The 16,935-nt window shown below is 70.0% G+C and carries 15 protein-coding genes; 9 read left to right on the forward strand and 6 right to left on the reverse strand.

The annotated features are described in order from the left end of the window. Positions 1–35: 35 nt before the first annotated feature. The gene (locus tag B3S45_RS04750) at positions 36–1,364 is read right to left on the reverse strand and encodes a M20/M25/M40 family metallo-hydrolase (protein ID WP_286717680.1); all 1,329 of its coding nucleotides are present in this window, start codon (positions 1,362–1,364) and stop codon (positions 36–38) included. Between the two features lie 76 nt (positions 1,365–1,440). On the opposite strand from B3S45_RS04750, the gene B3S45_RS04755 reads away from it, so the two are divergent. The 7 genes from B3S45_RS04755 to B3S45_RS04785 all read left to right on the forward strand — a co-directional run bounded on the left by B3S45_RS04755 (position 1,441) and on the right by B3S45_RS04785 (position 8,764). Continuing rightward, positions 1,441–2,424 (forward strand): Gfo/Idh/MocA family protein, encoded by a 984-nt coding sequence (locus tag B3S45_RS04755; RefSeq protein ID WP_286717682.1) that lies wholly within the window; start codon positions 1,441–1,443, stop codon positions 2,422–2,424. 20 nt (positions 2,425–2,444) lie between these two features. Further along, the gene (locus B3S45_RS04760) at positions 2,445–3,299 is read left to right on the forward strand and encodes an NYN domain-containing protein (protein ID WP_286717684.1); all 855 of its coding nucleotides are present in this window, start codon (positions 2,445–2,447) and stop codon (positions 3,297–3,299) included. Between the two features lie 100 nt (positions 3,300–3,399). Then, positions 3,400–4,524 carry an ROK family transcriptional regulator gene (locus tag B3S45_RS04765; protein WP_286717686.1) on the forward strand — a complete coding sequence of 375 codons (1,125 nt, stop codon included), beginning with the start codon at positions 3,400–3,402 and terminating at the stop codon, positions 4,522–4,524. A gap of 19 nt (positions 4,525–4,543) precedes the next feature. Continuing rightward, positions 4,544–5,380 (forward strand): ATP-binding cassette domain-containing protein, encoded by an 837-nt coding sequence (locus tag B3S45_RS04770; RefSeq protein WP_414683072.1) that lies wholly within the window; start codon positions 4,544–4,546, stop codon positions 5,378–5,380. A 157-nt stretch (positions 5,381–5,537) separates the two neighbouring features. Further along, entirely contained in the window at positions 5,538–6,620 is a 1,083-nt protein-coding gene (locus B3S45_RS04775; protein ID WP_286717690.1) for a sugar ABC transporter substrate-binding protein, read from the forward strand. Positions 6,621–6,719: 99 nt separating this feature from the next. Continuing rightward, complete coding sequence (locus B3S45_RS04780) at positions 6,720–7,496, forward strand: ATP-binding cassette domain-containing protein (protein ID WP_286717692.1); 777 nt, start codon at positions 6,720–6,722, stop codon at positions 7,494–7,496. Beyond that, entirely contained in the window at positions 7,493–8,764 is a 1,272-nt protein-coding gene (locus tag B3S45_RS04785; protein ID WP_071044540.1) for a sugar ABC transporter permease, read from the forward strand. Before B3S45_RS04780 ends, B3S45_RS04785 begins: the two co-directional genes overlap by 4 nt. 56 nt (positions 8,765–8,820) lie before the next feature. Here B3S45_RS04785 and B3S45_RS04790 read toward each other — a convergent pair whose 3' ends face one another. From B3S45_RS04790 to B3S45_RS04805, 4 genes are all read right to left on the reverse strand, one after another. Continuing rightward, positions 8,821–10,344 (reverse strand): ATP-dependent DNA ligase, encoded by a 1,524-nt coding sequence (locus tag B3S45_RS04790; RefSeq protein ID WP_071044575.1) that lies wholly within the window; start codon positions 10,342–10,344, stop codon positions 8,821–8,823. 10 nt (positions 10,345–10,354) lie between these two features. Further along, the gene (locus B3S45_RS04795) at positions 10,355–10,762 is read right to left on the reverse strand and encodes a DoxX family protein (protein WP_071044539.1); all 408 of its coding nucleotides are present in this window, start codon (positions 10,760–10,762) and stop codon (positions 10,355–10,357) included. Between the two features lie 59 nt (positions 10,763–10,821). Then, complete coding sequence (locus tag B3S45_RS04800; RefSeq protein WP_286717694.1) at positions 10,822–13,362, reverse strand: ATP-dependent Clp protease ATP-binding subunit; 2,541 nt, start codon at positions 13,360–13,362, stop codon at positions 10,822–10,824. A gap of 114 nt (positions 13,363–13,476) precedes the next feature. Then, positions 13,477–13,932: a DUF3817 domain-containing protein gene (locus tag B3S45_RS04805; protein ID WP_286717696.1), complete on the reverse strand. Its 456-nt coding sequence runs from the start codon at positions 13,930–13,932 to the stop codon at positions 13,477–13,479. A 67-nt stretch (positions 13,933–13,999) separates the two neighbouring features. On the opposite strand from B3S45_RS04805, the gene B3S45_RS04810 reads away from it, so the two are divergent. After that, positions 14,000–15,103: a class I SAM-dependent methyltransferase gene (locus B3S45_RS04810; RefSeq protein ID WP_286717697.1), complete on the forward strand. Its 1,104-nt coding sequence runs from the start codon at positions 14,000–14,002 to the stop codon at positions 15,101–15,103. 3 nt (positions 15,104–15,106) lie between these two features. Here B3S45_RS04810 and B3S45_RS04815 read toward each other — a convergent pair whose 3' ends face one another. Continuing rightward, entirely contained in the window at positions 15,107–15,496 is a 390-nt protein-coding gene (locus B3S45_RS04815) for a DoxX family protein (protein WP_071044535.1), read from the reverse strand. 120 nt (positions 15,497–15,616) lie between these two features. Between B3S45_RS04815 and B3S45_RS04820 the strand changes: the two genes are divergently transcribed. Beyond that, positions 15,617–16,864 carry an alpha/beta hydrolase family protein gene (locus tag B3S45_RS04820; protein WP_286717699.1) on the forward strand — a complete coding sequence of 416 codons (1,248 nt, stop codon included), beginning with the start codon at positions 15,617–15,619 and terminating at the stop codon, positions 16,862–16,864. Positions 16,865–16,935: the final 71 nt, after the last annotated feature.

A 16,935-nucleotide genomic window follows, 5' to 3' on the forward strand; every position in this document is an offset into this window, starting at 1 on the left:
ACCACACCCCGGGCGTGTCGTGAGGGTTGCGGGCGTCACGACGCTTCGAGAAGAGCCCGGTAGAAGCCGATTCCTCGATGCCAGACATCGATTCGGATGCGCTCGTCGTGCGCGTGGAGCGCTTCGCGTTCGGCTCGGGTCAGGTGGAAGGGCGTGAAGCGGTAGACGTGGTCGCTGACCCGCGTGAACCAGCGACTGTCGCTGGCACCCAGTTGCAGGTAGGGGGTCGTGACGACGTCCGTGCCGAGGGTCTCCCCCACGGCTCGCGCGATCCGCTGCCACGCCTCCCCTCGCCACGGCGAGACCGGCGAGGGCTCCGAACCTCGGCGCACCTCGATGTCCACGCCGGGGTCGGCGATCACCCTGCGCACCCTCGCGGTCGCCTGATCGATGGTGTCTCCGGTGAGAAGGCGCACGTTGACGGCGGCGCGCGCCGTCGTCGCGAGCACATTTTCGCCCGGCGCACCGCTGAGCTGCGTGACCACGGCGGTCGTCCGCACGATCGCGCGCATCTCGGGCCCGAGCGCTCCGAAGGCACGGATGAGGAGGGGCGCGGTGAGACCGGTGTGGGAGAACACCGCGCGCAACGGCTGAGGCACGTGCGGTGCGAGGGTGGCGAGCATGGCCCGCACGGGCGGGACCAACCGCACCGGGAACGGATGACGATGGAGGCGCAGGATCGCGCGCGCCAGGCGCGCGGTGGCCGGAGTGCGCGGCGGCGTCGACGCGTGTCCGCCGTCTTCGCGTGCGGTCAGCACGAGCGTCATGATCCCGCGCTCGGCAACACCCACCATCGCTGTCGGCACGGTGACGCCGGGGATCACTCCCTCGACGACCGCGCCGCCCTCATCGAGCACGAGGCCGGGTCGGACGCCGCGCTCGGCGAGCCTGTCGACCATGGCGCCCGCACCGTCGCCGGCCGTCTCCTCGTTGTGCCCGAACGCGAGGTAGACGTCGCGTTCCGGTGTGAAGCCGTCCGCGAGAAGGGCTTCGACGGCCTCCAAGATCGCCACGAGCGCACCCTTGTCGTCGATCGCTCCGCGCGCATGGATCGCCGCATCCGCGCCGTCACCGAGAACGGTCGGGTCGAACGGCGGCGTCTGCCACTCCTCGTCGACGACGGGCACGACATCCTGGTGCGCCATGAGCACGAGAGGCTGCTCATCCGTGGAACCCGGCCACCGGTACAGCCGAGAGTACCCGGCCACGATCTCGAGCTCGAGGCGCTCGTGGACCAGCGGGTAGAGGCGCTCGAGGGCCTCGGCGAAGCACTCGAAGGCCGATCGATCGACCTGGGATTCGTCGGCGAAGGAAACGGTCGGGATGGCCAGAAGCTCGCGGAACCGCTCGAGGGAGGCTGTCACCCGTCGAGCGTATCGAGCGCGGCCCGCGCGGGGCACTCACCTCGATTCCATCGGCGGCGGTCGATACAGTCGACGCATGACCGGACTTCGTTGGGGAATCCTCGCCACGGGCGGCATCGCCCACGCCTTCGCCCGCGACCTGCGCACCGCGGGTCTGGACCTGCGGGCCGTCGGATCGCGCCGACTCGAGGGCGCCCGCGCTTTCGCGGAGGAATTCGACGTCGCTCGCGTGCACGGCTCGTACGAGGCGCTCGCCGCCGATGACGAGATCGACATCGTCTACATCGCCACTCCTCACCCGATGCACGCCGAGAACGCTCTGCTTCTGCTGGAGCACGGCAAGCACGTCCTCATCGAGAAGCCGTTCACGCTGAACGCCGACCAGGCGATCGCGGTCCGCGACCTGGCCCGCGCGAAGGGGCTCCTGGCGATGGAAGCGATGTGGACCCGGTACCTGCCGCACATGATCCGCATCCGCGAGATCATCGAGTCCGGAACGCTGGGCGAGATCCGCGCGGTGTTCGCCGACCACACGCAGCGGATCTCGGATGACCCTGCCCACCGGCTCAACGCCCTCGAGCTCGGCGGCGGCGCACTGCTGGACCTCGGCATCTATCCCGTGTCGTTCGCCTGGGACATGCTCGGGGCACCGACGTCGATCACGGCGACCGCGCGCCTGGGCGGAACGGGCGCGGACACGGAAGTGGCCACCATCTTCACCCACGCGTCCGGCGCCGTCTCGACCACGCTGTCCTCGTCGCGCGCGGCCGGCCCGAACACCGCCCACGTGGTCGGAACCGAGGGCCGCATCGACATCGACCGCGTCTGGTACACCCCGACGTCGTTCCGCGTCACAGCGCCCGACGGCACGGTGCTGGAAGAATTCGTCTCCGACGTCGAGGGACGCGGGATGCAGTTCCAGGCCCTCGCGGCAGAGGAGACCATCGCCGGCGGCGCCACCGACTCCGAGCGCCTGCCGATCGACGAGACGGTGGCCATCATGGAGACCCTCGACGCCGTCCGGCGTCAGATCGGCCTGCGTTACCCCGAAGAGCAGTGATCACCGAGCGAGGAGCCGCCGTGGCCGATCTGCAGAGCCAGCGCGTCGCCGTCTACATCGACTTCGACAACATCGTCATGTCCTGGTACGACCGCGTGCACGGACGCAACGCCTATTCGCGCGACCGCCAGAAGATCATTCAGGACCCCACGGCGTCGGAGATCGCCGAGCGGCTCTCCGAGGCGACCATCGATGTCGGCGCGATCATCGACTACGCGACATCGTTCGGCACGCTCGTCCTGACCCGCGCGTACGCCGACTGGTCCTCGCCGGTCAACGCGGAGTACCAGACGCAGCTGGTCGCCCGCGCGGTGGACCTGGTGCAGCTGTTCCCCGCAGCGGCCTACGGCAAGAACGGCGCCGACATCCGGCTCGCTGTCGACACCGTGGAGGACATGTTCCGGCTGGAGGACCTCACGCACGTGGTCATCGTGGCCGGCGACAGCGACTACGTGCCGCTCGCGCAGCGATGCAAGCGCCTGGGGCGATACGTCGTCGGCGTCGGCGTCTCAGGTTCGACGGCGAAGTCGCTCGCGGCGGCGTGCGACACGTTCGACGCCTACGACACGCTCCCCGGGGTGACCGCGCCGTCGGCCGACACCACGGGGACCCGCAAGAGCCGAGGACGCAAGAAGACGGTGGACCCCGGTGCGGACCTCCTGGAACGGGCGCTCCGCCTGGAGAACGACAAGGAGGCCGCCGAGTGGCAGCACGCCTCGGCGGTGAAGAGCCTGATCAAGCGCCTCGACCCCTCGTTCAGCGAGAAGACGCTCGGGCACAAGAGCTTCACCGACTTCGTCAAAGCGCACCCGAAGGTCGCGGAGATGGATGAGTCCGGCAACATCGTGCTCATCAGGCTGGCCGCCGACGGCTGAGATCGCCGTCGCGGCGGGGAGTACAGTGTGGGCTGTGGCCCGCCGACACGCCGCTCCGCCAGGCTCGCAGGCGTCCCTGCGAGAGGCGAACCGTGCCCGCGTGCTGGATTCGCTGAAGCGGCACGGCCGTCTCACGCAGATCGAACTCGCCGGTGTGACGGGCCTGTCGCCGGCCAGCGTGTCCAACATCGTCAAGGAGCTGACGGCCGCCGGCGTGCTGCACACGTCCTTCACGTCGCGCAGCGGTCGTCGGGCGACGCTCGTCTCGCTCGCGCACTCGGTGGGACTCGTCGCCGGTGTGCACTTCAGTTCACGTCAGCTGAACATCGCGATCGCCGACGCGACCCGCACCGTCGTCACGCACACGACGCTCCCTCTCGCCCTGGACCACCGGCACGACGCGGAGCTGGATCGGCTCGCCCTGCTGCTGGGCGATCTCACCGAGTCGCTCGGCGGCTCCCTCGGCGACCTGCACGCCGTGGGGCTGGCTCTCCCGGCACCGATCGATCCGCGCACGCACACGGTCTCAACGCCCGGACTCCTGCCGGGGTGGGAGGACATCGACATCGCGCAGGCGCTCACGGGACGCATCGCCCGCCCCGTCTTCGTCGACAGCGAAGCCAACCTGGGCGGCCTCGCGGAGGCGCGCGAGGGATCGGCGCGCGACGTCTCCTCGGCGGTCTACATCCGCGTCGGCCACACCGTGTCGGGCGGCATCGTCGCGGGCGGCGATCTCTTCCACGGTGCGAGCGGCAAGGCGGGGCAGATCGGTCACATCACGATCGACGAGAACGGGCCGGTGTGCCGTTGCAGCAACCGCGGGTGTCTCGAGACCTACGTGGGAGGTCCGGCGCTCCTGTCGGCCTTCCCCCCGGCAGAGGGCATGCACCGATTGAGCGATCTGCTCCTCGCGGCGGATGACGGCGACGCCGCGGCGCAACGCGTCATCGCCGATGCGGGGCGCCACCTCGGTGTCGCCGCCGCGAGCGTGTGCAACCTGTTCGATCCGGAGCGCATCGTGATCGGAGGCGAACTCGCCGCAGCGGGCGAGATCCTCATGGCGCCGATGCGCCACGCCCTCGAGCGCTCCGCCCTCACCTCACCCGCGGGCCTGCCCGACATCATCGGGGCGTCGTTCGGCGATTGGGCCGAGACGCGCGGGGCGATCGCGCTCGCCCTCGAGCACGTCGATGTCGGCGCGGACACCGTCGCCGCATCCGCATGAGAGCATGTCGAGGATGTCGATGACGAATCCCCGCGCCCGCTCGCACGAGCGCATCCTCACCATGCGCGGCATCGGCAAGCGGTTCCGGGCGGTCAAGGCGCTCACCGATGTCGATTTCTGGGTCGACGCGGGCGAGGTCGTGGCGCTGGTGGGCGACAACGGCGCGGGCAAGTCGACGCTCGTCAAGGTGCTCTCCGGCGTCTACGCGCCGGACGCCGGCTCGGTCGAATTCGACGGTGCCGCCGTCGACATCACCAGCCCCGTCGTCGCGCACGACCTCGGCATCGCGACGGTGTTCCAGGACCTCGCGCTGTGCGACAACCTCGATGTGGTCGCGAACCTCTGGCTCGGCCGCGAGATCGTCGACGGCTCCGCGTTGAACGAGGTCGAGATGGAGCAGCGCACGTGGGCGCTCATGCGCGAACTGTCTGCGAGGCTCCCCTCGGTGCGCGAGCCGGTCGCGATGCTCTCCGGCGGTCAACGTCAGACCGTCGCGATCGCCCGCTCCCTCATCGGCGACCCGCGTGTGGTGATCCTCGACGAGCCCACCGCCGCGCTCGGCGTCGCGCAGACGGCGGAGGTCCTCAACCTCATCGTGCGGCTGCGGGAGCGCGGCCACGGCGTCGTTCTCATCAGCCACAACATGGCCGACGTGATGGCCGTCGCCGATCGTGTGTTCGTGCTGCGACTCGGCCGGAACAACGGCGTCTTCGACGTCGCCGACATCACCAGCGAGACCCTCATCTCCGCGATCACGGGGGCGCGGAGCGGTCCGGCGACGACACCGCCGGAGCCGGCCGAGAATGTGGTCCCGCTGCGCGCCGAAAGCGATCGCGCGCACCGCCGAGGCCTCTGATCGTCCGACCTGACAAGGTGGCTGCACGCCGGCCGGCATCGCGTTGCGAAAGCGTTATGTTCACGTCTTGACGCCAAGGGGTCTGATTCTTCATCATCAATTTATGTCTTGAACTCAAGCAGAGTTCGGACGTCGCAGGTTCAACGAAGAAAGGCGAATGATGAAGAAGTCTGCTCTGCTGTCCGCGGTCGCACTCGGGGGTGCCGCCGCGGTCCTGCTCGCCGGATGTTCCAGCTCCGGCGGCGACACGGGCGGAGGCGAAGACACCGGGGGCACAGACGCGGCCGGCACGCGCGCCTGCGTCATCCTCCCCGACGCGGCGTCGTCGCCGCGCTGGGAGAACTTCGACCGCACGTACCTCCAGGAAGGTCTGACGGCCGCCGGTTTCGACGTCGACATCCAGAACGCCCAGGGCGACACCGCCAAGTACGCCACGATCGCCGACCAGCAGCTCACCCAGGGCTGCGGCGTCATGCTCCTGGTCGACTACAACGGCGCGGGCGCCGCAGTGACCGCCCAGGCGCAGGCCGAGGGCATCCCGGTCATCGCCTACGACCGCCCGATCGAAGGAGCCGACTACTACGTCTCCTTCGACAACGTCGAGGTCGGCCGTCTCGAGGGCCAGGCCGTCCTGGACGGGCTCGAAGCGGCGGGCGCGGACCCCGCCGAGGCGGTCGTGGTCTACATGGGCGGCGACCCTGCCGACGGCAACGCGGCGATGTTCCGCTCCGGCGCCGTCGAGGTGATGGAGGGCGCGGGCATCACGGCGGCCGCCGAGCCTCCCGGGGTCTGGGACGGCGAGAAGTCGGCCACCAACTTCGAGCAGGCGCTGACCTCGCTCGGCGGTGAAGTGGACGGCGTCTGGGCGGCCAACGACACCAACGCCGCCGGTGTCATCACCATCCTCCAGAAGAACAACCTCGAGGGTGTCGCGGTCTCCGGCCAGGACGCGAACGTCGCGGGCCTGCAGAACATCCTTCTCGGATGGCAGACCGCAACGGTCTACAAGCCGGTGAAGATCGAGGCCGACGCGGCGGTCGAGGTGGCGGTGGCCCTGCTCAACGGCGAGGCCCCTGAAGCCGATCAGCAGCTCGACGACGGCACTCCCTACATCGCCGTGACCCCGCAGCTGGTCGGTCCCGAGCAGGTCAAGGATGTCGTCGCCGCGGGCGACGCGTCCGCAGAAGAGATCTGCACGGGAGACGTCGCGGAGAAGTGCGAGGAGTACGGCGTCGAGTGATCGACGCCCCGGGGGTCCCTCGCCTGCGGGGTGAGGGACCCCCGCTCTCCGCGGCGCATCCGCGCCGCCTGACAGCGTGGTCGAGCGAAAGGAGTGGGCGTGGACGTGCCCATCATCGAACTGCGGGACGTGAAGAAGAGCTTCGGTCCCGTGAGCGTCCTCAAGGGCGTGAATCTGAAGGCGTATCCGGGCAAAGTGACCGCCCTCGTCGGCGACAACGGAGCCGGCAAGTCGACGCTCATCAAGGGGCTCGCCGGCGTGCAGCCTTACGACGGCGGCGACATCCTCTTCGACGGCTCCACCGTGGAGCTGAACAACCCGCGTGAAGCGTCTCGGTTGGGCGTCGAGGTCGTGTACCAGGACCTTGCGCTGTGCGACAACCTCGACATCGTGCAGAACATGTTCCTCGGACGTGAGGAGACCTCGGTCGGCACCTTCGATGAGGGACGCATGGAGCGGGAGGCGTCGGACACCCTCCGTTCGCTATCGGTGCGCACGGTGAAGTCGGTACGCCAGCGCGTGTCGAGCCTGTCCGGTGGGCAGCGTCAGACCGTCGCGATCGCCCGCGCGGTGCTCAAGAACGCTCGCGTGGTGATCCTCGACGAGCCCACCGCCGCGCTCGGCGTGGCGCAGACCGCGCAGGTGCTCAGCCTTGTGACCCGGCTCGCGGAGCAGGGTGTCGCCGTCATCATCATCAGCCACAACCTCGCCGACGTCTTCAAGGTCGCGGACTACATCGCCGTGCTGTACCTCGGTACGCTCGTCGCCGAGCTGCCGACGGCGGAGACGACGTATGACGACGTCATCGGCTACATCACCGGCAGCAAGACCTACGGCGGCGACGCCGCGGTCGTCGAGGCAGGAGGCGCGGAATGACCACTCCCGGAGGCAACATCCCGGCGGACACCAGCACGGTGTCCGACCTCATCGGAAGCGGGCAGGAAGGCACCGTCCGAGACCAGGTCATGGCGTGGTGGCAGCGCGTGCGCGCCGGCGACATGGGCGCCCTGCCCGCCATCGGCGGTCTCGTGGTGCTCGCGCTGCTGTTCACCTTCCTGAGTCCGTTCTTCCTCACCGAGCGCAACTTCGCCAACCTCATCACGCAGGCGGCGACGCTCGTGATGCTCGCGATGGCGTTGGTGTTCGTGCTGCTCCTCGGCGAGATCGATCTGTCCGCCGGCGTCACCAGCGGCATGACGATGGCGCTGTTCATCGTTCTCGTGAACGTCCACGGCGTCGATTGGGTGCTCGCGCTCCTCATCGCGTTCGCGGCGGGCATCGCGACCGGAACCTTCATCGGATTCTTCGTCGCGAGAGTCGGGATCCCCTCTTTCGTGGTGACGCTGGGCCTGTTCCTCGGCTACCAGGGGGTGACCCTGTTCATCATCGGATCCGGTGGTCTGTACCGCGTGCAGATTCCCGAGATCACCGCCATCCAGAACGGCAACCTGCCGGTCTGGGCGGGCTGGGTGATGCTCGTGGTGATCCTCGCGATCGCGGCCGGAACCTCATTCTGGGACCGCACCCGACGCACGAAGGCCGGGGTGCCCAACCGCACCATCGCGCTCGTGTGGATCAAGCTCGGCGTCATCGCCGTCGTCGGCGGCGGCGTGGTCTGGGTGCTGAACCAGAACCGCGGCCAGTCGGTGGGCGTGGTCGAAGGCGTGCCGATCGTCGTGCCGATCGTGCTGGCGATCCTGTGGATCGGCACCTTCCTGCTCGACCGCACCAAGTTCGGTCGCTACATCTACGCCATCGGCGGCAACGCCGAGGCCGCCCGTCGCGCGGGCGTGAAGGTCGTCGTGATCAAGTGGAGCGCGTTCATCGTGTGCTCGACGCTCGCCGTGGTCTCGGGTCTGTTCAGCATCTCGAAGGTCGGCTCGGTGGATGCCGCCGCAGGCCGAGAGATCGTGCTCAGCGGCGTCGCGGCCGCGGTCGTCGGCGGCGTCAGCCTGTTCGGCGGCAAGGGACGTCTCACCCACGCCGCGATCGGCGCGCTCGTGATCGCCGTTATCGCGAACGGACTGGGGCTGCTGCGGATGCCGGCGGGGCTGAACCTCATCGTCACCGGCGCGGTGCTCATCCTCGCCGCAACCGTGGACGCGCTGTCGAGACTGCGCTCGGGCGGCACCGTGCGCACCTGACACCGGATGCGGTTCCCTGACGGCGCCGGCGGCATCGCCCCGGCGCCGTCAGGCGTTCACCCGCGCAGGAGTGCGCGGACCGTGGCGATCGTGTCGGTGTCGGCGGGCGACTTGTCGGGGCGGTATCCGCGCACGCGGGCGAAGCGCAGCGCCACTCCCCCGGGATAGCGCTGCGAGCGTTGCACGCCGTCGATCGCGATCTCGACGACCGTCTCCGGACGAACCGCGATGCCGCCGGGCACCTCCCCGGTCGCAAACTCCGGGAAGTGCGTCGTCTGCCACCGCAGCAGTTCGTCGGTCAGCCCCTTGAAGGTCTTGCCGACCATGACGAACCCGCCCGGCGCACCGAACTCCCCGTCATCGTCGCGCGCACCCAGGTGGAGGTTCGACAGCATCCCGGCGCGGCGGCCCGATCCCCATTCGATCCCGAGCACCGCGAGGTCGAGGGTGATGACGGGCTTGACCTTGATCCAGCCCGACCCCCGCCGCCCGGCGGAGTACAGACTGCCGGCCGCCTTCACGACGACGCCCTCGTGTCCCGCCGCGAGCGCCTCCTCGGAGAACCGGGCGGCGATATCGTCGTCGTCGGTGACCACGCCGGGGACGCACCAGGGCCCGGCCACGCGGGCGAGGGTGTCTCGCCGCGTCGTGAGCGGCTCGTCGAGCAGATCGCGTCCGTCGACGCGCAGCACGTCGAAGAACCACGGCCGAAGGGCGATCTGGGCCGCGGCCTCGGACCCGAACCGCGCCATCGTGTCCTGGAAGGGGCGCGGCCCACCGTCCTCGTCGAGCGCGAGCGTCTCTCCGTCGAGGATCGCGTCGTCCACCGGCATCGCGCGGACCACCTCGACGATCTCCGGGACGCGATGCGTGATGTCCGCGAGACCGCGCGTGTAGACCCGCACATCCTCGCCGCGGCGGTGCACCTGGATGCGCGCGCCGTCGAGCTTGTACTCGACCACCGCGGGGCCGGTCGCTGCCAGCGCCTCCAGCACCGTCTGCGCGCTGCCCGCCAGCATCGGCAGCACGGGGCGCCCCACCTCGAGGGCGACCGCGTCGAGGTCGGACGCGTTGCCGGAGAGGGCGATCACGGCCGTTTCACCGAGGTCGCCCGTGAGCATCGCGGCACGCCGCACCGCCGCGAGCGACCGATCGGCAGCTGCGGCTATCGCATCGACGACCACTCCCTGCAGGGCGCCGGTGCGCAGCTCGCCGAGGATCACCCGCACGAGGAAGTCCCACTCGGCAGCGGTGGCCGAGGCGGCGAGCGCGTCGAGTTCTGCCGCGCGTCGCGCGCCGACGCCGTCTCCGGCGAGGCCCGCGAGCCGTTCGAAGGCCGCATCGACGTCGCCGACGGTGAGCGTCGCGACCTCGGCGTGTGCCGCGGCGCGCGAGCGGATCGACCGCCATCCGACCCCGAGGCGTCCTTGTCGCGGAGCCGCGATCAGCAAGCCGACGACGGCGCGCAGATCGTCGACGGCCGCCCGGCGCAGGAGGTCGGCCACGAGGGAGATCTTCGCCGAGCGCGAGCGGGTCGCCGTCAGGGCGTCGGCGGTCGCGACGATATCGGCGAGCAGCAGCACCGCGACCTCACCGCCGCCCGGTCGACCAGAGTGCCCATGCCACCAGGAGCGGCTGCAGGAACAGTCTTGCGAACCGAGCCCGATCGGTGCGGAGCATCGGTGCCGATCGCCCGGTGCGCCACTGATGCACATTGCCGGGCAGAACGGCCCCGAAGAACGTCGCGATCGCTGCGCCGACGCGGGGGCGGTCTGCCGGGAACGCGATGAGCGCCGCACCCAGCATGATCTCCGCCGCGCCCGAGGCGACGACGATCATGTCCTTGTCGGTGTGCAGGAGCTTGGTCGCCCAGTCGGGAACCACGATGCGGTAGCCGCGCCGCCCCCACGTGAGGTGGGACACCCCGGCGGCGACGAGAAGCGCCGCCAGGAGGTAACGGGCAACGGATCGCAGGGATTCGATCGGACCGCGGCTCATGACACGAGCATGCCTCATCCGCTCCCCCTCGGGGCCGGATGAGGCATGCTCGTGTCGGATCAGGCGGCCAGCGGCGTGCGCGCCCGGTGGGCCGTGACTCCGATGCCGCCTTCGACGAGGTCGACCGAGACCGCGCCGCCGTCGTCGAGGTCCCCCGAGACGAAAAGCTCGGCGATGCGGTCATCGATCTCGCGCTGGATCCGCCGGCGCAGCGGTCGCGCACCGTACTCCGGCTCGTAGCCGAGCTCGGCGAGCCGCGCCACCGCGGCATCGGTGATCTGGAACGCGACGGACCGCGCGCCGAGCCGCCGCTCGGTGGCATCCAGCAGGACGCGCACGATCTGCTGGAGCTGCGCGGACTCGAGCTTGCGGAACAGGACGATCTCGTCGATCCGGTTGAGGAATTCCGGTCGCATCGCCTCGCGGAGCTTGCCCATCACCCGATCGCGCAGGTCCTTCTCCGAACCGAACCCGGTGGCTCCCCCGCCGTCGGCGAGGAACCCGATCGCGCCGCCCCGCGACGCGAGGAACTCCGAGCCCAGGTTCGAGGTCATCACGACGACGGTGTTGCGGAAGTCGACCGTGCGCCCCTGACCGTCGGTCAGGCGCCCGTCGTCGAGAACCTGCAGCAGCACATTGAACACGTCGGGGTGCGCCTTCTCGATCTCGTCGAACAGCACGACCGAGTAGGGGTTGCGTCGCACGCGTTCGGTGAGCTGCCCGGCCTCGTCGAAGCCGACGTAGCCGGGAGGGGCGCCGACCAGACGTGACACGGTGTGACGCTCGCCGAACTCGCTCATGTCGAAGCGCACGACCGCCTGGTCGTCATCGAAGAGCGACTCCGCGAGCGCCTTCGCCAGCTCGGTCTTGCCGACGCCGGTCGGGCCGAGGAAGAGGAACGACCCGACGGGTCGACGCTCGTCTCCCATGCCGGTGCGATTGCGTCGCACCGCGCGGGCAACGGCGGCGACGGCGTCATCCTGTCCGATGACGCGCTCGTGCAGCTCGCTCTCCAGCGCGCCGAGGCGCTCGCGCTCCGTCTCGGTCAAGCGACTCACGGGGATGCCGGTCGCACGACTGATGACCGCAGCGATCTGCGGTTCGTCGACCACCGTCGACACGTCGTGGCCCTCACGCGTCGCCCGCTCGATCTCAGCCTGCACCTCGGCGAGGCGGTCGCGCAGCACCGACGCCTCCTCGTACTGCTCGGCGGTCACGGCGGTGTTCTTCTTCGCCTCGAGTGCGGCAGCCTCGGTCACGAGGTCGGAGACGTCGACCTTCGCGCCGAGGCGGAGGCGCAGGCGCGCACCCGCCTGATCGATGAGGTCGATGGCCTTGTCGGGCAGCACGCGATCGCCGAGATAGCGGTCACTGAGCTCGACCGCGGCGCGGAGCGCGTCGGTCGTGTAGGTGATTCCGTGGTGCTCCTCGTACGCGGGCGCGAGTCCCTCGAGGATGCGGATCGCGTCTTCGGGCGACGGCTCTCCCACCCGCACGGGCTGGAACCGGCGTTCCAGCGCCGGGTCCTTCTCGATCGCGCGATACTCCTTGAGCGTGGTCGCCCCGATGAGGTGCAGGTCGCCGCGCGCGAGGCGGGGCTTCAGGATGTTCCCCGCATCCATGCCGCCGTCACCGCCGCCTCCGGCGCCGACCACCGTGTGCACTTCGTCGATGAAGACGACGATCTCGTCACGATGCGCGGAGATCTCATCCATCGTCTGCGTGAGGCGCTCCTCGAAGTCTCCGCGGTAGCGGGTGCCGGCGAGCATCGCGGGCAGATCGAGGACGATCACCCGCTTGTCCGTCAGCTGCGCCGGAACGCTGCCGGCGGCCACCGCCAGGGCGAGTCCCTCGACGATCGCCGTCTTGCCGACGCCGGCCTCTCCGACCAGCACGGGGTTGTTCTTGGTGCGACGACTGAGGACCTCGATCGTCTGTTCGATCTCGTCGGCACGGCCGATGACCGGGTCGAGCGCGCCTTCGCGTGCCCGCGCGGTGAGGTCCGTGCCGAAACGGTCGAGCATCGGCGTCGAAGACGATGCCATTCCGTCTTCCGGCGCCTCGGCGTCGCCCGACACGGTCTCACGAACTTCCTGGGTCAGAGACTCCGCGGTCACGCCGGCGCGCGCGAGGATCTGCCCCGCGGGCGTGTCCTGCGCGAGCACGAGGGCGAAGAAGAGGTGCTCGGGGTCGACATAGGTCGATCCGGACGAGCGCGCCACCTGGTAGGCGTGGAAGAGCGCTCGTTGCACTGACGGGGTGATCACCGCGCCATCGACATGCGCTCGGTGCGAGGCCGCCGGCAGCCGATCCTCCGCGGCGCGGACGATCGCCGCCGCGTCGGCGCCGACGCGCTCGACCGCGTCTTTCGCCGGCGAGCGGTCGACGAGCACGCGCAGAACGTGCAGCGCGTCGAGTTCCTGCTGGCCCCGTTCGAGCGCGTATCGACCTGCGGCCTGCAGGATCTGCTGCGTCGCCGCACCGAGGAATCGACTGAGGTCGATCGATCGCTCCGCGCGGGCGCGCTCGCCCGCGAGATAGCGCGCGAGGAACTCGTCGAAGGCGCTGTGGCCCTCGTCGGGGGTGAAGTCTTCGGGCATTCCCGCTCCTTGCATCAAAGATGAGTCACGCGAGCTCAACTTTAGGAGTTGAGCGCTTGCTTATCAACTTCAACGCAGGAGGAGGCGGACTATTCCGAGGCGCCGAGATCCGCCTCACTTCCCTCCGGGCGGGCCGACGACCAGGAGAACGGCGAAGACGACGGCAACCGCCGCCACGAGGACCAGCGCGAGCACCCATGGCCGCCGCAGGAACCACCGCATCAGCGGGTCGTGCCAACGGTCCGCCTCGGGGCCGGGCGCGATTCGCCAGGGGCCGTCGAGACGCCCGGCACGGTGCAGCCAGATCTCCGTCGGGATGGTCGCATAGGGGATGACGGCACTCCCGACCGCCACGATCGTCGGCCACATCCCCCATCGCTGGTTCATCGCCACCAGCACGGCCGTGGCGCCGTAGGAGAGGAACACGAATCCGTGGATGCCACCGCCGATCGTCACCGCGATCGGGAGGTCGAGCATCGCACGCAGGATCAGTCCTGCGATGAGGAGCGTCCACGACACCGCTTCGGCGAGGGCGAGGACGCGGAACAGGGACAGAGGGGTGCGGAACACGAGTACTCCAGATCGGTCGCCTCCACCCTAAGCGGGCGGGTGACGCGCCACGGTCTAGCGTGGAAGCGTGCACTCTGAGCTCGATCGCCTGCGGCGGCGCCCCGACCTCGAGGCCCCGGGACTGGTCGCGGTCGACGCCGCCGACCGGCTCATCCTCGACCTCTCCGCGGCGGCGCGCGAGAACACCGAAGCGGGCGCCGTGTGCGTGATCGGCGACGCTTACGGCGCACTCACCCTCGGCGCCGCGCTCGCCGGCGCCACCGGCATCCGCGTCCACCAGGATGCGCTCACCGGGGAGCGGGCGCTCGCCGCCAACGCCGACGACCTCGCTCATTCGCACTCCTATCGTTCTCTGCCCCTGACGCCCGAGCTCGTGCGGGGAGCCCACGTGGTGCTGCTCCGCCTGCCCCGCTCGCTCGACCAGCTCGACGACATCGCCGGGATCATCGCGGCCCACGCCGCCCCCGACGTCACGGTGTTCGCCGGCGGACGCCTCAAGCACATGAGCGTCGCCATGAACGACGTGCTCGCCCGCCGATTCGGCCGCGTGGACGTCACCCACGCGAGACAGAAGTCCCGGGCGCTCGTCGCGCGAGGCCCACATGACGGCGCGGATCCGACACCGCGGCAGGAAACGCACGAGGGCATCACCGTGTGCGCGTTCGGCGGGGCGTTCGCCGGCACGTCGATCGACATCGGCACCCGGCTGCTGCTGGCGCACCTGCCCGCCCCGACGGAGCGGTCGGTCATCGACATGGCGTGCGGCACCGGGGTCGTGGCCGCCTCCTGGGCGACGCGGCATCCGCATGCCCGGGTGATCGCGAGCGATCAGTCGGCCATCGCCGTGGCCTCCGCGAAAGCCACGGTCGCCGCCAACGGCGTCGCCGGCCGCGTCGAGGTCGTGCGAGATGACATGCTCGGCGCGCAGCCCGACCGATCGGCGTCTCTCATCGCCCTCAATCCGCCGTTCCACTCGGGCGCAGCCGTCACCGGCAGGATCGCGCCGCTCATGTTCGCCGACGCCGCGCGTGTGCTCGCGCCGGGCGGAGAACTGTGGACCGTGTGGAACTCTTCGCTCGGCTACCGCGCTGCGCTGGAGCGCATCGTCGGTCCGACGCGCCAGATCGCCCGCAACGCCAAGTTCACCGTGACCGCGTCGACCCGGCGATGACGCTCACGCGCGGCCGTCGCGCGTGCACCACCACGCCCAGCACACCAGCACCGGCTGGAAGAACAGTCGAGCCAGACGCTTCGCATCGGTGTCGAGGCCGAACCCGTCCCGCCCCCGCGTGAACTGCTCGACGTTTCCCGGGAAGATCGCGATGAAGAACGCGGCCAGGAGCGCGCCCACGCGCCGGCGCGAGGCGGGCAGCGCCACCAGCGCCGTGCCGAACATCACCTCCACCACGCCCGATGCGACGACGACGGCGTCCCGGTCGAGGCCGGTCTTCTCGACCGCGAAGTCCGGAACCTGAGCCTGGAACTCCTTGCGTGCCCAGAACAGGTGACTGATGCCCGCGAACACCATCGCGGCGGCCAGGAGCCATCGGGAGAAGGTCTTCATGCCTCTGACTCAATCACGTCGGCGGCAGCTGCCGGAAGCCCTTGCCGGACCGAGGCCTTGTGTGCGCACCGAAGCGATGCTTTGCTGGCGGCGTCCACCGACGGAAAAGGGCGAAATCCCATGACCACCGATGCACCGACCCCGCCCCGGGATCTGCTGTCGTCCCCCTTCGCGGGAGGATTCGCCACCGATCCGGGATTCGACTTCGATGTTCGCCTCGCGATCGGACACAGCGTGCACGGCGGGGGCGACCCGGGCGAGATTCTCGCTGCTGCGGGCCCGGTGGGAGCGGGCGACACCGCCGGATGGTTCTCCGCATGGCGCGACCTCGGCGAACGGGTGCTCGACGAGGCGGATGACGCCGCTGCGACCGGCCATCACGCCACCGCGGCGGCGCGCCACCTGCGCGCCGCGAACTACCTGGGCTTTGCCGTGTCCGCGGCGGCCGCGCTACCCGACGGCGACACGTTGCTGACCACGTTCCGCACCCATCGTCGCGCGTGGGACGCATTCGTCGACGGGTGCGGGCATCCTGTCGCACGCATCACCGTTCCTCATGGCGGGCAACCTCTGCCGGGAGCACTGTTCTTGCCCGTGGGCGCCGGTCCACACCGCACACTGGTGCTGAACAACGGCAGCGATGAGGCGATCAGCCGGCTGTGGACCGATCTCGGCCGACCGGCGCTCGCGCGCGGCTGGGCCGTGTTCGTCTTCGACGGCCCCGGGCAGCAGTCACAGCTCTTCGAACACGGTGTCCCGTTCCGCCCGGACTGGGAGGCGGTACTTGCTCCGGTCGTGGACGCCCTCGTCGCACGCGATGACGTCGATGAGGCACGTCTCGCGGTGTGGGGAGTGAGCCAAGCGGGGTACTGGGTGCCGCGTGCGCTCACGATGGAGCAGCGGTTCGCCGCGGCCGTCGTCGACCCCGGCGTCGTCGACGTCTCGACCAGCTGGTTCGCTCACCTGCCCCGGGAACTCGTCGATCTGCTCGACGGCGGCGCCCCGGACGCGTTCGACGAGTACCTGCGCCAGGGACTCACTCGCGACTCCCCCGAGGCGGCGATGATGCGGTTCCGGGCGCGGCCGTACGGCGTCGGCGAGAGCTTCGGGGCGGCGTTCCGCGCCGTGCGCGCCTACCGCCTGTCGCAGGAGCAGGCCGCCGACATCCGCACGCCGCTGCTGATCACCGACCCCGACGGCGAGCAGTTCTGGCCGGGTCAGTCGGCTGCCCTCGCGGCGATGACGCCAGAGGTGTCCGCGCTGGAACGCTTCACGGCCGCGGAGGGCGGCGCGATGCACTGCGAGCCGCTCGCGCGTCTGCGCGTGGCCGAGACGGTCCTCGACTGGCTGGACGACACCGTCGGCTGACGACGCGAAGGGGCTCGGCCGTCTCCGGTCGCGAGCCCCTCCGTGGGGGGGGGTGCCCCTATGTTCTTTGT

The organism is Microbacterium sp. UBA1612 (assembly GCF_002321605.1).
Taxonomy (GTDB): domain Bacteria; phylum Actinomycetota; class Actinomycetes; order Actinomycetales; family Microbacteriaceae; genus Microbacterium; species Microbacterium luteum.